This window comes from [Mycobacterium] fortunisiensis (genome assembly GCF_019050325.1).
GTDB lineage: Bacteria > Actinomycetota > Actinomycetes > Mycobacteriales > Mycobacteriaceae > Mycobacterium > Mycobacterium fortunisiensis.
Genome location: NZ_VOMB01000023.1, coordinates 286,653 through 302,648 on the forward strand (window position 1 = coordinate 286,653; position 15,996 = coordinate 302,648).

Genomic DNA, 15,996 nt, shown 5'->3' on the forward strand with positions numbered 1-15,996 from the left:
AACAAGGCAGTTTTGTGTCTGCTCGCGCTAGAAAAGTGAGGGCCAGGCACGGTTACTCAGCAACCGCAGCCCGTTGAGGGCCACCAGGATGGTCGATCCCTCGTGGCCGGCCACGCCCAGCGGTAACGGCAAGTGCCCGAACAGGTCCCAGGCCACCAGGACGGTGATGACGGTGGCCGCGATCGCCAGGTTCGCTTTGACCAGGCGTCGGGCCCGCCGGGCCAAGGCGATGACCGCGGCGATCGCCGAAAGGTCGTCGCCGACGGTGACGACGTCTGCGGTGTCCACTGTGAGATCGGCTCCGCAGCGCCCCATCGCCATCGACGCATGCGCCGACGCCATGGCCGGGGCGTCGTTGACTCCGTCGCCGACCATCAGCACTCGCCGGCCCCCGGCTTCCCATTCCCGCACGGCGCCGGCCTTGTCCTCGGGCAGCAACCCGGCCCGGACGTCGTCGATACCCAGTTCGCCGGCCAACTGCGTTGCAGCCGTGTGATTGTCACCGGTGAGCAGCACCGGCGAGCAGCCGGTGAGAGCGCGCAGTTTCTGCACGGCCGCGGCAGCGCCGGGGCGCACCTGATCCTGCAACCCGATCACCCCGGCCGCCTGACCGTCGGCGGTGAGGACGACGGCGGTGGCCCCGGTGACCTCGATCTCGGCCACCGCCGGCAGCGCCGGGCCTCGATACGCCGCCGGGCTGAGCACCTCGACCCGACTGCCCTCGACGAGGGCCGCCACTCCCCGGCCACCGTGCGCGGTGAAGTCTCTGGCTGCGGGGACGACGACGGCGCGGGCGGCGGCCTCGGCGACGATCGCGCGCCCGATCGGGTGCTCACTGAATTGCTCTGCGGCAGCTGCGGTTGCGAGCACATCGATGTCGCGCAACGCCACCACCCGCACCACCCGGGGCGTGCCCGTGGTCAGGGTTCCGGTCTTGTCGAGGACGACGACGCCGACATCGGCGAGCCGCTCCATCGCCACGGCAGACTTCACCAACACGCCGTGACGACTGGCCGTGGCGATCGCGCACAACAGCGGTGGCATGGTGGCCAGCACCACCGCGCACGGCGAGGCCACGATCATGAACGTCATGGCGCGCAACAGGGTTGAGCGCAGATCAGCACCCGACACCAACGGCACGACCAACAGCGCCACGGTGGCGGCCACCACGACCATCGAATAGCGCTGTTCGACTTTCTCGATGAACAGTTGCCGGGCCGCCTTGGTCGCCGACGCTTCGGCGACAGCGGCGACGATGCGGGCCATCACGGTGCTCGACGGGTCGCGGGTGACCGTGATCCGCAGCGCACCGGTGGTGTTGAGGGTGCCGGCGAAGACCTCGTCACCGGTCTGTTTGGCGACCGGCAGCGGTTCGCCGGTGATCGAGGACTGGTCGACGTCCGAGGACCCGTCGGTCACGGTGCCATCGGCCGAGATCCGTTCGCCGGGGCGGACGATGATCTGATCGCCGGGCCGCAACGAGTCCGCGCCGACCACGCGCTCGGTCCCGTCGGCCGCGAGCACGGTTGCGTCGGCCGGGGCCAGGTCCAGCAATCCACGCACCGACCGTTCGGTGCGCGCGGTGGCCACATCCTCCAGTGCGCCCGACGTCGCGAAGATGACGATCAACAACGCACCGTCGAACACCTGCCCGATCGATGCCGCCCCGATCGCCGCCACGATCATCAACAGGTCGACGTCGAGGGAGCGGTGCCGCAGCGCCTGCACGCCGGAGGCCGCGGATTGCCAACCACCTGCGGCATAGCAACTCAGATACAGCGTCCACCACAGCGGCGCCGGAGCGTCGGCCAGGTGCGTCACCACCCCGCACAGCATCAGCACCACGGCCGCCGCCGCCCAGCGCACCGAGTCCAGCGACCAGACCCAGGAGCCGAGGCCACGGGGTCCGCCGGACGGCGCATCGACGCCCTGGACCGGGTGCCAGTCGGTCGGCAGAGCAGTCACGGGGCGCGCCTTCCGTTCGGGATCACCTCATACAACGAACACATTTAAACATGTATAGATAGAAATGTATGAGCTACGTTTTTGGCCGCATGCTTGAATGAATCCCATGGGTCACGGAGTTGAGGGGCGCGCGACGCCGGCGGCGTCTCTCGATGCCGCCTCGGCGGCCAAAGTTGCCGAGACGCTGCAGGCCCTGGCCTCCCCGAACCGCTTGCTGATCCTGACCCGGCTGCGCGAGTCACCATGTTCGGTCACCGAACTGTCCGCCGCCGTCGGCATGGAGCAGCCCGCCGTTTCCAACCAGCTCCGGCTATTGCGGGCACTCGGCCTGGTGGCCGGTGACCGGTCTGGCCGCAATATCGTCTACCGGCTCTATGACACCCACGTCGCCCAACTGCTCGACGAGGCGATCTACCACATCGAGCATCTCCGACTCGGCGCCCACGACACCACCGCCTGAGGGCCCAAAGCCGCTTCGGACAACGAGTTTCACGCGCCGTTCACCCGGGCGTCCCACCACGGATCAGGCCGGGTGGCAACAACCTGCGCCGTTTTCGGAATCCTTTATTTTCCTGGTGGCCCGAACTATTGTGAAGTCGTTATATGTTGATGTCCGCCCATCCTCGGGAGTTTGCTACCGGCCTCCGGTGGTCCCCGAAAAGTGAGGAGTTGAACAACGATGCGCATGGCAACCAAGGGATCGTGCACCTGTCGCTGCAATGCCTGCGACGGTGGCCACCACTGCGGAAACCCCCCGAACTGCAACGCACGGCGCTGACGCCGTCGGTGGCCTGCCACCGGAGACAACCGGAGGCAGGCCACCACCGCAGCTACGCCGCCCGGTCTCGGGCCGCACTCATCGATCGCACCGATCGGTGGTGCGACTTCGCGCTGCTCAGCGCCACTTCACGCCATCTTCCCACGTAGTCGACGTCCCGCGCGTCACCCCCGCGCTGGCCTATGCTGCCGCTTGTGCTCACCGCGCTGATCTGGGGACTGATCGCCGCATCCTCACTGCTCATCGGAGCGGTGGGTGGCGTGATCCGCGATTGGAATCGACGCCTCGTCGGCCTCGTCCTCGGCTTCGGCGCCGGGGCACTGATCGCCAGCATCTCCTTCGAACTCGCCGAGGCGGGCTTCCGGGCCAGCGGTGCGTGGGCCGTCGCGCTGGGCCTGGCGCTGGGGGCCGTGGTGTTCTACGCCGCCGACAAGGCGGTAGACCGCATGGGCCGCAACGGAACCCAGACCGCCGGGCTGCCCTTGCTGCTGGGCGCCCTGCTCGACGGCATCCCCGAACAGACCGCGCTCGGCATCGGTATCGCCACCGGGGCCGGCGTCAGCCTGGCCCTGGTGGTCTCGATCTTCGTGTCCAACCTGCCCGAGTCGATCGGGTCGGCCACCGATATGAAAGACGCCGGGCATCCGGCCGCCAAAATTGTCGGCGGCTGGGCCCTGATCGCCGCCCTGTGCGCCCTGGCCACCGTCGGCGGCTACCAGCTCCAGAACGTCGTCGGCGCTCAATTCGAGGGTGCGATCAACGGTTTCGCCGCCGGGGCGCTGCTGGTGATGCTGGTGGGTTCGATGATCCCGGAGGCGACGGAGAAGGCCGGCGAGAACGCCGGGTTGGCGGCCGTCCTCGGATTCGCCGTCGCCGCGGGCCTGTCGGTGGCCGGGTGAACCACTACGGAGTTAGGTTCGGCAGGTGAATGCGCAGTGGCACCTGGGGCCGCTCGACATCGGGGTGCACAACCTGTTTGTCGCCCTCGGGGTGTTCGCCGCCCTGGTGGTGTTCGTCGCCGAGGCGCGACGACGCGGGGCGGTCAATGAGCAGTCCGTGGTGGCCGTCGCCGGGGCGCTGATCGGCGGAGCGATCGGGATGCGGCTCTCGGGTTGGGTGCGGCACCTGGACTTCAGCGCGAATCCGACCCTGGCCCACGCGTGGCAGTTAGGTTCACGCAGCATCCTGGGCGGGCTGCTCGGCGCCTATCTCGGCGTGCTGATCGCCAAGCGCCTCGGCGGTTATCGCGGGAAAACCGGCGACCTGTTCGCCCCGGCGGTGGCCCTCGGAATGGCAATCGGCCGGATCGGCTGTCACCTCACCGAAGCCCCGGGCCGCCCCACCGCGCTGCCCTGGGGTATCCATGCACCGGCCGACACCCCCGGCTGCCCCGGGTGTCTGACCGGGGCCGCGATGCACCCGTCGTTTCTCTACGAGATCGCCTTCCAGCTCACCGCCTTCGCGGTGCTGCTCTGGCTGCGCCCGCGCATCGGACGGCCCGGTGAGCTCTTCGTGCTCTATGTCGCCGCATACGCGGTGTTCCGCTTTCTCGTCGAATTCGTCCGGGCCAATGAGACCGTCTGGCTCGATCTGACCCGCCCGCAATGGTTCCTGCTGCCCTCGTTGCTGATCATCGGGTTTCGGCTGTGGTATGGCTACCGCCGCGGGTACTATCGCAAGCCGGCCCACACTCAGGAGGTGCTCGCATGACGACACCGCCCGATCCGCCCGACGACACGCCCCCGCAGGGCTGGGTGCCCCCGGCATACGGCCCACCTGTCCCCGGCCCGCAACATTTTGAGCCCCAAGGTATCCCGCCGGGCTACCACGGTGGGCCACCGCAGCAGTACCCGGCGTACCAGTACCCGCCGGGCCCGCCCCCGCAGCAGCCCCGGCGGCGAATCTCGATCGGCATGGTGTTCGTGGGCCCGCTGCTGTTCATCGCCATCAACATCGCCGTCGGCTTCGCCACAGTCATGGTCACCGGGCTGGTCGACCATCTCGGTATCAGCTCCGACACCGTGCTCGCCCTCGGCGCAGTCCTGTTGGCGCTCATCGCCTTCGGATGGGGCGCCCTGTTGCTGAGATCGGCCGACCCCGACAGGCGGGGTGTCGGCCTCGGTCTGATGATCGGCTGGGCGCTGACTTCCGTCGTCACCGCCGGGTTCTGCACCGGCGTCAACCCCTCGATGTACCTGTGAGCACCGGAATGGGGTTGCGCGGCGACCGATTGCACCGGTACGTCACCGCGTTCTGCCCGCACTGCCACGAGGAGGCACCCGAGCGCCCGCTGGCCGAGGTCGCCCGGCTGTCCGGCGTCCTCGTGGAACGGGACGGTCAGATCTGGCTCGAACGTGGATGTCGCACACACGGATTGGTGCGCACCCTTTACGACGAGGATCCGGAGATCCTGTCCTACCTGGAGGAGTGGACCGCCCCGACCAAGGCCCACATTCCCGACGTCGCAGGCAACTTCGACCCCATTCCCTCGGCGTATCTGCGTGGCCTGCCCGAGATGCAGACGCAGCACACCTGCATCCTGCTGGAGGACATCGCCGAAACCTGCAATCTGCGCTGCCCCACCTGTTTCACCGACAGTTCGCCCGATCTCCGCCACGTGGTGCTTACCGACGACGTGCTGTCCAACGTTGATCAGCGGCTGGCGCGCGAGAACGGTCGCCTCGACGTCCTGATGCTCAGCGGCGGCGAGCCCACCCTGCACCCGGACCTGCCCACCCTGCTCGACGAGCTGGTGTCCCGTCCCATCACCCGGATCCTGATCAACAGCAACGGAATCCGCATCGCCACCGACGACGCGCTGCTGGATCTGCTGACCGCCCACCGGGAACGCGTCGAGGTGTATCTGCAGTACGACGGGCTGTCCGAGCAGGCTCACCGCCACCATCGCGGCGGCGATCTGCGGCGCGCCAAGAGCCAAGCGCTGCAACGGCTCTCCGAGCGCGAGATCTTCACCACCCTGGTGATGACGGCGGCTCTCGGCGTCAACGACGACGAGATCGGCGACATGGTCCGGCTGGCCCTGGACACCCCCTATGTCGGCGGCCTCACCATCCAACCGCAGTTCGGGTCGGGACGCTCCGCCGCCATCGACCCGTTGCACCGGCTCACCCACACCGGCGTGCTCAAACGGCTGGGCCCGCAGACCGCAGGCGCGGTCACCTGGCGCGACCTGACCGCGCTGCCCTGCTCGCATCCGCATTGCTGTTCGGTCGGATACCTGGTGCGCGACGACAGCGAGCAGTGGCGCTCGCTGGTGTCGCTGATCGGCACCGACAACCTCAAGGACAAGCTGGGGTTGGTGTCCAACCGGATCGCCGACACCGAGATCCCCCGCCAACTACGCCTGGCGGTGCAGGAATCGCTGCTGGGACTGCTCTCGGAGCAATCGTCGCTGTCGCATCCACAGATCGGCGATGTCTGGCGTGCCATTTGCGAGAGCTGCGACCTGGGCATGGGGACACTGCTGACCCTGGCCTCCTCGGCCCTGCCGGGCCGCCGCCGCAAGATCCGCCGGCTGCTCGGCGAGCGCGTGGTGCGGCTGACCGTCAAGCCGTTCATGGACATGTCCACGATGATCGAAGAGCGGCTCACCCAATGCTGTGTGCACGTCGGCACCCGATCCGGGAGCTCGGACGCGGTCGAACCGCCCGCACACCAATGCGCCCCGTTCTGCGCGGTGCAGGCCTGGCCCGCCCTCGGCCGGCAGCGGCTGTCCCTGTCGGCCGGTGCCGGCCTACCGCTCATCGAGATTCGATGACCAGAAGAACTGCCAGGTCAGCGGGGTTTGCGCGGTATTCGCGCAATGATCGTGCAGGTAGCGGCGGATTGTGAACGAATGTGCGGATGGCCTGAACCGCTGGTCGGGACATGTTTCTGCCAGACTGTAGTGGCACCAACTGTGAACTACTGTTCCTAACCGTCCTCTTAAGCTGCTAACTTGCAATGAAGTGGGTGTCCCACTGTCGGGGGGCCTGCCGCCTGTTTTGGATCAATCAGGAGTGAATGCCTTGAAGATGACAAACATCAGTACGGCTTTTGCCGCCGCGGCCATTGCCGCCGCGGCGATCGTCGCCAGCGCCCCGATGGCGCTCGCCGACGACAGCGCCGTGACCACCAACTCGCTCGGCAGCCAGGCCAAGCTGGACAACGGCAGCCAGGGCTGGACGATCACCGATCTCAAGCCCAGCAGCGACACCATCAACTACCCGGTCCGCGGCACCCTGTGGGAGGTCACCGCCACCAACGAAGCCCTCCAGGGCTCGGTGACGCCGATCGTCTCCAACTTCAACACCCGCGCCGCCGATGGGCAGAACTACCGCGCGCTGTTCCAGGTGCCCAGCTCGCAGGGCGTCAACCCGGCCACTCTCGCCGAGGGCCAGAAGACCAGCGGCAAGATCTACTTCGACGTGACCGGTGAGCAGCCGACCAGCGTCGTCTACAACGCCGGCGGTCGCGACCTGCTGGTGTGGGACAAGGCCGCTGCGCCTGCTGCCGCTCCGGCTGCCGGCGCTCCCGCCGCTCCGAAGCGCCAGGCACCCGCCGCCTCGGCCGCCACCCCGGCGGCTCCGGCCGCTGCCGGAGCCGCCGAGACTCCGGTCGCTGCTCCGGCTGTGGCCTCCCCGGCCCCGGCTGCCACCACCCCGGCGGTTCCGGCCGCTGCGGGCGCCGGTAGCCGTGCCGCGGACCTGCCTGCCGCTGCCGCAGCCACCGAAGGTGTTCCGGCGGCGACCCCGGCCGGCACCGAAGGCGTTCCGGCCGCTGCTCCGGCCCCGGGTGCTCCGGCTCCCGAGTCGGCCCCGGTCGCACACGGCACGCCGGCCGCTGAGGGTGTCCCGGCACCCGCCGGTGCGGGCAGCGCTGCCACCGCGATCGCACCCGAGGGCGTTCCCGCCGAGGGCGTTCCGGCGGCTCCGGCCCCGGGCGCTCCGGCTCCCGCCGCTCCGGCACCGGGCGCACCGGCACCCGCCGCTCCGGCACCGGGCGCTCCGGCGGCCACCGAGCCGGCGCTGGTTCCGGCCGGCACCCAGCCGGTGATCACGCCGAGCCCGGCTCCGGCCGTGGCCCCGGCGAGCAACCACGGGACTGCCTCCTGATCTGAGTAGTCAAGGCAACGGCCGGACGCGGGCAACCGCGGCCGGCCGTTGTTTTGTGTGACGGGTCGCTCACCCGCCGCCGTTTTCCACACCAGGGTTGTCGATCACGTGGCTGAACGACCCAGCGGTAGAAATCGGCACGCAGAAAGCGTTGCCAGTGACCGAGAACCGGTCAGGCGATCGACAGCGCGATGCCGTCGAGGATGTCGTGCTCGCTGACCACCAGTTCGCCGATACCGGCCCGCTGCGCGAGCACCGCCGCCAGCTCCTCGACGATGATCGCGCCGCCGCCGATCACGTCGGCCCGGCCGGCATGCATCGGCCCGAGTGCCAGCCGCTCGGCTTTGGTCATCCCGATCAGCTGCTCGCACACCTTGAGCAGATCGTGGAATCCGATGCGGGACAGGTGAATTGCCTCGGGATCGTATTCCGTCATGCCTTGCGCGAGCGCCGAGAGCGTCGTCATCGTCCCGGCCACGCCCACCCAGGTGTGCGCGCCGTCGACCGGCACCACGGCCAGCGCCTCGGCCAGCCCATCACGGGCCACCGCCCGCGCCCGGGCCACCTCGGCCGCACTCGGCGGATCGGAGTGCAGGCACCGTTCGGTCAGCCGGACACAGCCGATGTCAGCCGAGAAGCTGGCCCGCACCGCCGCGTCACCCAGCACCAGTTCGGTTGAGCCCCCGCCCAGATCGACCACCACGAACGGTCCCGCGGCGGGATTGAGCTCACCGACCGCTCCCCGGAACGACAGCTCGGCTTCCTCGGTGCCGGTGATCACCTCGGCCACCGCCCCTGGCACCACCGTGCCCAACAGGCAGGCGGTCATCGCGAAGAACTCGTCGCGGTTGCCGGCATCGCGCGCGGCCGAGGTGGCCACCATCCGCACCGCGGCCACCGAGTGCTCGGCCATCATTGCCACATAGTCGGCCAGCGCGGATTCAGTGCGCGCCAACGCCTCCGGGGCAAACTGGCCGGTGGCATCGACACCCTGGCCCAGCCGCACCACACGCATCTCACGGTGCACGTCGCGCAGCGTGCCGTCGACCACGTCGGCGATCAACAACCGGATCGAGTTCGTGCCACAGTCAATTGCGCCGACCCGGCGCGAGCCGTCAATTGCGCCGACCCGATTCACACCCACACCTCGCGATCCAGAATCCCGGCCATTGCCGGTTCGGCTGCCAGCACCGCCAGCGCCTCATCTCCAAAGGGGTTGACCCCCGGACCTTTTGCCAGCGAATGGGCCATCACCACGTGCAGGCACTTGACCCGATCCGGCATGCCGCCGCCGGTGAACGTGGTGCCCAGGGGTTCGATCGCATCGCGCTCGGCAAGGTAGGACTCGTGAGCCCGCCGATAGGCCGCGGCCAGCTCCGGATCCTGTTGCAGCCGTTCGGTCATCTCCCGCATCAGGCCGGCGGACTCCAGCCGGCTGGCCGCCGCGGTCAATGCCGGGTGGGTCAGGTAGTACAGCGTGGGGAACGGTGTGCCGTCAGGCAATTTCGGTGCCGTCTTGACGACACCGGGTTCACCGTTTGGGCAGCGGTAGGCGATTTCCAGCACACCGCGCGGTTCACGGCCCAGCTGCCGGGCGACGGACTCGAGGTCGGCGGGATCAACCATTGGGACCTCTGGGCTCGGCCGGCGGAACCGGCGGAACAGGCGGAGCCGGCGGCCCGCCCGGCGCGGGGAGCCCGCCGATTGTCGGCGAAACCCCATGCGGCTCATCGGCAATCGTGTGCCACAGCGAGGTGTACCACGGCTGCCCGGCAGGCGTCGTCGAACCGGGCAGCACCGTCGCCCCGGGCTCGGAATCCACCGCGCCGGGGGGCAGCTGAACCTGATAGGGAGTGTCGCCGGGCATGACGAAACCCAGGCGTTCTCTGGCCTGCGCCGCGATGTACACCGGGTCGGCCAGTTTGACCTTCTGCTGTTCCAGGTCGGCGATCTGGGCTCGCAACTGTTGCTCGCTGGCTTTGAGCTGCTTCATCTCGGTGCGCTGGGCGAAGTAGGTGCGCACCGGCCCGGCGATGGTCAGGGTCAGCACGCACACCACCGCGGCCAGGATTGCCGCCCGCCGCGCGGTGGACCCGAACCGCTGTTCGGACACCAGCTCGGCCTGCTGCTGAGCCTGTACCGCAATGGCTTTGGTGACCTTCTCATCGGGAGCCGACTCCCCCTGCGCGGAGCGGGTGTCGGCCACCCGGCGCCGGGCCTGGGAAGCGCGCGGCCGATTCGACTCCCCGGTCTTGCCCGGCTTGCCGGGTCGGGAGGCCGGGGACCGTCGCTTCGGATCGGGCCGCTTCGCTTCGGGCATCGACTTTTTGGGGCGCAGACGCCTAGTTACTTGGCCTCGAACCGGGGGAAGGCCAGATCGCCGGCGTAGCGCGCGGCGTCGCCGAGGGCCTCCTCGATGCGAAGCAACTGGTTGTACTTGGCCACCCGCTCGCTGCGGGCCGGGGCACCGGTCTTGATCTGGCCGCTGCCCACCGCGACCGCCAGGTCGGCGATGGTGGTGTCCTCGGTCTCGCCGGAGCGGTGGCTCATCATGGTCCGGTATCCGCTGTTGTGGGCCAGCGCAACGGCATCCAGGGTTTCGGTGAGCGTGCCGATCTGGTTGACCTTCACCAGCAGCGCATTGGCGGCGCCCCGCTCGATGCCGTCCTCCAGGCGCTCGGGGTTGGTGACGAAGAGGTCGTCGCCAACCAGCTGGATCCGGTCGCCGATGGCCGACGTCAGCGCCACCCAGCCGTCCCAGTCGTCCTCGGACAGCGGGTCCTCGATCGACACCAGCGGGTAGGCCTCGATCAGGCCGGCGTAGAACTCCGACATCTGCTCGGCGGTGCGGGTCTCTTTCTCAAACGCGTAACCCGAACCCTCCGTGTAGAACTCGGTGGCCGCGACATCCAGGGCCAGGGCCACGTCGCTGCCGAGCTTGAACCCGGTGGTCTCGATGGCCGTCGCGATCAGGTCCAGGGCGGCCTTGGTGCCGGCGACATCGGGGGCGAACCCGCCCTCGTCGCCCAGACCGGTGGACAGCCCCTGCTTCTTGAGCACCGACTTGAGCGCGTGGTAGACCTCGGCGCCCCAGCGCAGCGATTCCTTGAACGACGGTGCGCCGATCGGGGCAACCATGAACTCCTGGACGTCCACCCCGGTGTCGGCGTGGGCGCCGCCGTTGAGGATGTTCATCATCGGCACCGGCAGGATGTGCGCGTTCGGTCCGCCCAGGTACCGAAAGAGGGGTAGAGCGGCACTGTCCGCAGCGGCCTTGGCCACCGCCAGCGAGACCCCGAGGATGGCGTTGGCACCGAGCCGGGACTTGTCGGGTGTGCCGTCGAGATCCAGCAGGGCCTGATCGACCAGGCGCTGATCGTCGGCGGCCAGCCCGATGATCGCCGGAGCGATCTCGTCGAGAACGGCCTCGACGGCCTTCTCCACGCCCTTGCCGCCATACCGGGAACCGCCGTCGCGCAGCTCGACCGCCTCGTGCTCACCCGTCGAGGCGCCCGACGGCACCGCCGCCCGGGCGAACGTCGCATCGGTCAGGGCCACCTCGACCTCGACCGTCGGGTTGCCACGCGAATCGAGGATCTCGCGGGCTCCAACCTGCTCGATGATGGGCACTGGCTTCTCCTTATTGAGTCCTGCGTGTAGGGATGAGACTAGATCGTGGAGCGCATCAAGTCGTGTTTGGGCGTGTCGCTCCGGCGTCACAGCGCGTGGCCGGCCGCGTACGCCGTCGCCCAATCGCGCACCGAGCGGGCGTACTGCTCGGAATTGTTGTAGGCCTTCAGCGCCTTCATCCAGCCCCGCGGGGTGGACAGGTCTTTGCCGTACCAGCACAGCAGGCCCGCCGCCGAGAGCGCGGCATCGTCGAAATTGTCCGGGCTCACCACCCCGTCGTTGTTGGCGTCCACCCCGAAGTGGCCCCAGGTCTCCGGAATGAACTGCATGGGCCCCATCGCCCGGTCCATCTCCGCGTCGCCGTCCAACTTGCCGCGGTCGGTGTCGGGGATGTGCAGATTGCCGGCGGTCCCGTCCAGCTGCACCCCCCGGATCGGCGGCGTGACGTCGCCGTTGCGCGCGATCATCGCGCCCCGATAGGTGCCGTGGTGGCTCTCGACCTGGCCGATCCCGGCCAGCGTGGGCCAGGCCAGCCGGCAGTTGGGGTTCTCCACCTCGGCGACCCGGGCGGCGTAGGCGTAGGCCTCCAGGGCATTGACGGGCAAGCCCAACGCCGGAGCCCGCTGCGCCGCCCAATCGTGCAGCTGATCGGCGGGCCGGCCCTTGGCATAGGTGTCCACAGCCGGGACCGGATCTCCGACCGGCGGCGGCACCCCCTCGGGAATCGGAGTACCCAGATGCCACGAGCAGGAAGAGGCCAACAGCAGCGCTGTCGCAGCAACTACGGCAACAGCCCGCAGCCAACGCACTGGCGACACCGGACTCCCTCAACCCGCTCTTTCTGATTGGCCATCGTCGCATGCGCGGGCGGCACAGTGTCGGGCGACGGGCCGGTGCGCGGGCGCGGCACGTGGAGACGGCTGCACTCCCAGTACCCCCTGCTAAGGTGAGCCACGCCTTGCTATGGACCTTGCTGCGGACAGCGCGAGGCGACGTTTTCCACGGTGTTTCACTCCGGTCGAACGAGGACGCGTTGATGACTGCCATCTCGAACGTTCCGACCAGCACGCTGGCCGCATCCAACGTCACATCCCAGGTGTTCGGCAGCGGGCTGATCGGTTTGCGGGAAGGTCTCGAAGCCGCGATCGTGGTGTCGATCCTGGTCGCGTTCCTGGTGAAATCCGAGCGCCGCGACGTCCTCAAATGGGTGTGGCTGGGCGTGGGCGCGGCGATCGCCATGACCGTGACCATCTTCCTGATCATCCAGTTCGGCGAGAACACCATCAGCGGTCTGGGTGCCGAGGCCATCGCCGGCGTCGCGTCGCTGATCGCCGTCGTCATCGTCACCACCATGGTGCTGTGGATGAAGAAGGCGTCTGCCTCCATGTCGGGACAACTCCGCGGTGAGATGTCGCAGGCCCTGGAGACCGGCGGGGTGGCCGTCGCGCTGCTGGCGTTCCTGGCGGTGGGCCGCGAAGGCGTGGAAACCGCCCTGTTCATGGTCGGTTACGCCGAAGCCGAGACCCTGTGGCCGCTGACCGGGCTGATCATCGGCGTGCTGATCGCCGCGGCGATCGCCTACGGCATGTATGCCGGCGCCGTCCGGATCAACCTGGCCAAGTTCTTCAAATACACCGGCATCTTCCTGATCGTGGTGGCGGCCGGAATCCTGGCCTACGGCATCAAGGCGCTGCAGACCGTCGGCTGGCTGCCCGGGCTGGGCGCCAAAGCCTTCGACATGAGCGGCGCCTTCGACTGGTCGGCCGCCTACGGCGAGATCATCCAGGGTGTGTTCAACATCGACCCGACGCCGACCGTGCTGCAGTTCAGCGCGTGGCTGGCCTACATCGTCGTGGTGCTCGCGCTGTTCCTGAAGCCGGCGCGGACCGCTGAGGGCGCGTCGCCGGGGCCGTCTCAAACGACCTCCGAGCCGACTGTCGGGCCGGAGACCTCCAACGCATCCGAAAGGTCGACCAAGTGAAGATCACTCCCGCCGTCAAGACCGGTTTCGCGGCATCGGTCGCGGTCCTGGCCGGCATCTCGCTGAGCGCCTGCCAGGCCAAGGAGGCCGACAACGGCAGTGCCGGAGCCACGGGCACACCGATCACCGTCGACGCCACCGACACCGAATGCACGCTGTCGGGGACGACCGCGACGACGGGGCCGGCCACCTTCGAAGTCACCAACAACGGCAACAAGGTCACCGAGTTCTACGTCTACGGCAAGGGCGAGCGGGTGATGGGCGAGGTGGAGAACATCTCCCCCGGCCTGCGCCGCCAGCTGATCGTGCAGCTGACCCAGCCGGGCACCTACCAGACCTCGTGCCGCCCCGGCATGGTCGGCGAGGGCATCCGCGGCAACTTCGAGGTCACCGGCGAAGCGGTGCAGATCGACACCGAGGGCAAGTTCAAGGAAGCCGCCGACAGCTACAAGCGCTACGTCCTCAGCCAGACCGATGCGCTGGTGCCGTCCACCGAGGCGTTCGTGGCGGCCGTCAAGGCCAAGGACGTCGCCAAGGCCAAGGAGCTCTTCCCGACCACCCGCACTTACTACGAGCGCATCGAGCCGGTCGCCGAGTCCTTCCCCGACGATCTGGACCCGCGGATCGATCTGCGCGAGGCCGACCTGGAGCCGGGCCAGAAGTGGACCGGTTTCCACGCGCTGGAAAAGCAGCTGTGGGTGACCGGCTTGCAGCCCGACGCCGACGCCCTGGCCGATCAGTTGCTGGCCGACGTCAAGGAGCTCGAGGCCGGGGTCAAGGCAGCGGACTGGACGATCGATTCGACCCAGATCGCCGGCGGCGCCCAGGGCCTGCTCGACGAGATCGCGCTGAGCAAGATCACCGGCGAAGAGGACATCTTCAGCCACACCGACCTGTGGGATTTCAAGGCCAACGTCGAAGGTTCGCAGACCGCGGTGGCCTCGGTGCGCCCCATTCTCGACGAGCGTGACGCCGAACTGGGCAAGCGCGTGGACCAGCGCTTCTCCGAAGTCGAGGCGTTGCTCGAGAAGTATCGTGAGCGGGACGGTTTCGTCTCCTACGACAAGGTGACCGAGCCGCAACGCCAAGAGCTGTCACGCGCCATCGACGCGCTGAGCAAAGAGGTGAGCCAGGTGCAAGGTGTCATCGCCCACCAGTGATTCGCCTGAATCTGCTGCGGCGGAGCCCCCGGTGGCCGCGCAGACCGCAGGTTTCTCCCGGCGCAAGCTGTTCGGTGCCGCCGGTGTCACCGCCGCGGTAGTCGGTGCCGCGGGCGCGGGCGCGTTGGCGGGCCGCGCCTCGGCGGCCGGCACCGCGCCGGGTGCCTTGCAGGGGCCGGTCCCCTTCCGCGGGGAGCGGCAGGCGGGCATCATCACCGAAGCCCAGGACCGGATGCATTTCTGTTCGTTCGATGTCACCACCGACAACCGTGACGACGTCATCGCCCTGCTCAAGCAGTGGACCCAGATGGCCGAGCGGATGACCCGTGGCGACGAGACCGAAGCCGGCGGTGCGGTGGGCGGCAATCCCTATGCACCGCCGGCCGATACCGGTGAGGCGCTGGGCCTTCCGGCCTCGCAGCTCACGCTGACGATCGGGTTCGGGCCGTCGTTCTTCGTCAAGGACGGCAAGGACCGCTTCGGTATCGCCGACAAACAGCCCGCCGAACTCAAGGACCTGCCCAAGTTCCCCAACGAGACGATGGACCCGGCCCGCTGCGGGGGCGACATCTGCGTGCAGGCCTGTGCCAACGATCCCCAGGTGGCGGTGCACGCGATCCGCAACCTGGCCCGGGTCGGGTTCGGCACGGTCGCGGTGCGGTACTCGCAGCTGGGTTTCGGCCGCACCTCCTCGACCACGCGGGACCAGGCCACTCCACGAAACCTGTTCGGGTTCAAGGACGGAACCAACAACCTCAAGGCTGATGAGACCGAGCTCCTGGACAAGAACGTCTGGGTGGCCGACGACGACGGGCCGGCCTGGCTCACCGGCGGCAGCTACCTGATCACCCGGCGCATCCGGATGCGGATCGAAAACTGGGACCGCACCACCCTTCTGGAGCAGGAGCGGGTGATCGGGCGCCAGAAGGGCAGCGGCGCACCCAACGGCCTGCAGCAGGAGTTCGACGAGCTCGATTTCGAGATCACCGACGGCAGGGGCAATCCGAAGATCGACGTGGACGCGCATGTGCGGTTGGCCTCGGCCGAGCACCTGGGCGGCATCGAGATCCTGCGTCGCGGTTACAACTTCACCGACGGCTCAGACGGATTCGGCCACCTCGATGCCGGGCTGTTCTTCATCGCCTTCGTGCGCAGCCCCGAGAAGCAATTCATCCCGATGCAACGGGAACTGGCCCGCAAGGATCTGCTCAACGAGTACATCACCCACACCGGGACGGCCATCTTCGCCTGCCCGCCCGGGCTGCGCGACGGGGATACCTCGGGATACTGGGGTTCGGCCTTGTTTGAGTAGGCCTTGCGCGTCGAGTGCGACGCAGACGTCGGTTGGCGGCGCTTCCGACGACGTTT

15 protein-coding genes are annotated in these 15,996 nt (G+C 68.5%); 9 read left to right on the forward strand and 6 right to left on the reverse strand.

The genetic code is table 11. The features are described from left to right. Positions 1 to 27 precede the first annotated feature (27 nt). Positions 28 to 1,965, reverse strand: a complete 1,938-nt coding sequence (locus FR943_RS21735; RefSeq protein ID WP_372448211.1) for a heavy metal translocating P-type ATPase — start codon at positions 1,963 to 1,965, stop codon at positions 28 to 30. Between the two features lie 106 nt (positions 1,966 to 2,071). On the opposite strand from FR943_RS21735, the gene FR943_RS21740 reads away from it, so the two are divergent. The 6 genes from FR943_RS21740 (at position 2,072) to FR943_RS21765 (ending at position 7,857) form a co-directional block, all read left to right on the forward strand. Further along, complete coding sequence (locus FR943_RS21740) at positions 2,072 to 2,425, forward strand: ArsR/SmtB family transcription factor (protein WP_217160332.1); 354 nt, start codon at positions 2,072 to 2,074, stop codon at positions 2,423 to 2,425. A 512-nt stretch (positions 2,426 to 2,937) separates the two neighbouring features. Next, positions 2,938 to 3,642, forward strand: a complete 705-nt coding sequence (locus FR943_RS21745; protein ID WP_217160333.1) for a ZIP family metal transporter — start codon at positions 2,938 to 2,940, stop codon at positions 3,640 to 3,642. 25 nt (positions 3,643 to 3,667) lie between these two features. Beyond that, a complete protein-coding gene (locus FR943_RS21750; RefSeq protein ID WP_217160334.1) occupies positions 3,668 to 4,453 on the forward strand; it encodes a prolipoprotein diacylglyceryl transferase in 786 nt (261 codons plus the stop codon). Next, positions 4,450 to 4,944, forward strand: a complete 495-nt coding sequence (locus tag FR943_RS26520) for a hypothetical protein (protein WP_246585171.1) — start codon at positions 4,450 to 4,452, stop codon at positions 4,942 to 4,944. The genes FR943_RS21750 and FR943_RS26520 overlap by 4 nt, the downstream gene beginning before the upstream one ends. Before the next feature lie 8 nt (positions 4,945 to 4,952). Continuing rightward, a complete protein-coding gene (locus FR943_RS21760; protein WP_217160436.1) occupies positions 4,953 to 6,521 on the forward strand; it encodes a radical SAM protein in 1,569 nt (522 codons plus the stop codon). Between the two features lie 256 nt (positions 6,522 to 6,777). Then, the gene (locus tag FR943_RS21765) at positions 6,778 to 7,857 is read left to right on the forward strand and encodes an MPT63 family protein (protein ID WP_246585172.1); all 1,080 of its coding nucleotides are present in this window, start codon (positions 6,778 to 6,780) and stop codon (positions 7,855 to 7,857) included. 172 nt (positions 7,858 to 8,029) lie between these two features. On the opposite strand, the gene FR943_RS21770 is transcribed toward FR943_RS21765, so the two are convergent. From FR943_RS21770 to FR943_RS21790, 5 genes are all read right to left on the reverse strand, one after another. Beyond that, entirely contained in the window at positions 8,030 to 8,995 is a 966-nt protein-coding gene (locus FR943_RS21770) for a Ppx/GppA phosphatase family protein (RefSeq protein WP_308170624.1), read from the reverse strand. Next, positions 8,992 to 9,483: a DUF501 domain-containing protein gene (locus FR943_RS21775; protein ID WP_217160336.1), complete on the reverse strand. Its 492-nt coding sequence runs from the start codon at positions 9,481 to 9,483 to the stop codon at positions 8,992 to 8,994. The genes FR943_RS21770 and FR943_RS21775 overlap by 4 nt, the downstream gene beginning before the upstream one ends. Continuing rightward, the gene (locus FR943_RS21780) at positions 9,476 to 10,177 is read right to left on the reverse strand and encodes an FtsB family cell division protein (RefSeq protein WP_217160337.1); all 702 of its coding nucleotides are present in this window, start codon (positions 10,175 to 10,177) and stop codon (positions 9,476 to 9,478) included. The genes FR943_RS21775 and FR943_RS21780 overlap by 8 nt, the downstream gene beginning before the upstream one ends. Positions 10,178 to 10,203: 26 nt before the next feature. After that, a complete protein-coding gene (gene eno, locus FR943_RS21785) occupies positions 10,204 to 11,487 on the reverse strand; it encodes a phosphopyruvate hydratase (RefSeq protein WP_217160338.1) in 1,284 nt (427 codons plus the stop codon). An 86-nt stretch (positions 11,488 to 11,573) separates the two neighbouring features. Beyond that, the gene (locus FR943_RS21790) at positions 11,574 to 12,305 is read right to left on the reverse strand and encodes a lytic transglycosylase domain-containing protein (RefSeq protein ID WP_217160339.1); all 732 of its coding nucleotides are present in this window, start codon (positions 12,303 to 12,305) and stop codon (positions 11,574 to 11,576) included. Positions 12,306 to 12,523: 218 nt separating this feature from the next. On the opposite strand from FR943_RS21790, the gene efeU reads away from it, so the two are divergent. The 3 genes from efeU to efeB are packed head-to-tail and all read left to right on the forward strand — an operon-like array spanning position 12,524 to position 15,940. Continuing rightward, positions 12,524 to 13,468, forward strand: a complete 945-nt coding sequence (gene efeU / locus FR943_RS21795) for an iron uptake transporter permease EfeU (protein ID WP_217160340.1) — start codon at positions 12,524 to 12,526, stop codon at positions 13,466 to 13,468. Further along, positions 13,465 to 14,628 (forward strand): iron uptake system protein EfeO, encoded by a 1,164-nt coding sequence (gene efeO, locus FR943_RS21800; RefSeq protein ID WP_217160341.1) that lies wholly within the window; start codon positions 13,465 to 13,467, stop codon positions 14,626 to 14,628. The genes efeU and efeO overlap by 4 nt, the downstream gene beginning before the upstream one ends. Beyond that, complete coding sequence (gene efeB / locus FR943_RS21805; protein ID WP_372448212.1) at positions 14,609 to 15,940, forward strand: iron uptake transporter deferrochelatase/peroxidase subunit; 1,332 nt, start codon at positions 14,609 to 14,611, stop codon at positions 15,938 to 15,940. The genes efeO and efeB overlap by 20 nt, the downstream gene beginning before the upstream one ends. Positions 15,941 to 15,996 lie beyond the last annotated feature (56 nt).

Excerpts from the sequence above, each read along its gene's own strand:
- FR943_RS21775 (WP_217160336.1), bottom strand. The coding sequence starts at position 9,483 with ATGGTTGATCCCGCCGACCTCGAGTCCGTCGCCCGGCAGCTGGGCCGT.
- FR943_RS21765 (WP_246585172.1), top strand. The coding sequence starts at position 6,778 with ATGACAAACATCAGTACGGCTTTTGCCGCCGCGGCCATTGCCGCCGCG.
- FR943_RS21760 (WP_217160436.1), top strand. The coding sequence starts at position 4,953 with ATGGGGTTGCGCGGCGACCGATTGCACCGGTACGTCACCGCGTTCTGC.
- FR943_RS26520 (WP_246585171.1), top strand. The coding sequence starts at position 4,450 with ATGACGACACCGCCCGATCCGCCCGACGACACGCCCCCGCAGGGCTGG.
- efeU (WP_217160340.1), top strand. The coding sequence starts at position 12,524 with ATGACTGCCATCTCGAACGTTCCGACCAGCACGCTGGCCGCATCCAAC.
- FR943_RS21780 (WP_217160337.1), bottom strand. The coding sequence starts at position 10,177 with ATGCCCGAAGCGAAGCGGCCCGATCCGAAGCGACGGTCCCCGGCCTCC.
- FR943_RS21740 (WP_217160332.1), top strand. The coding sequence starts at position 2,072 with ATGGGTCACGGAGTTGAGGGGCGCGCGACGCCGGCGGCGTCTCTCGAT.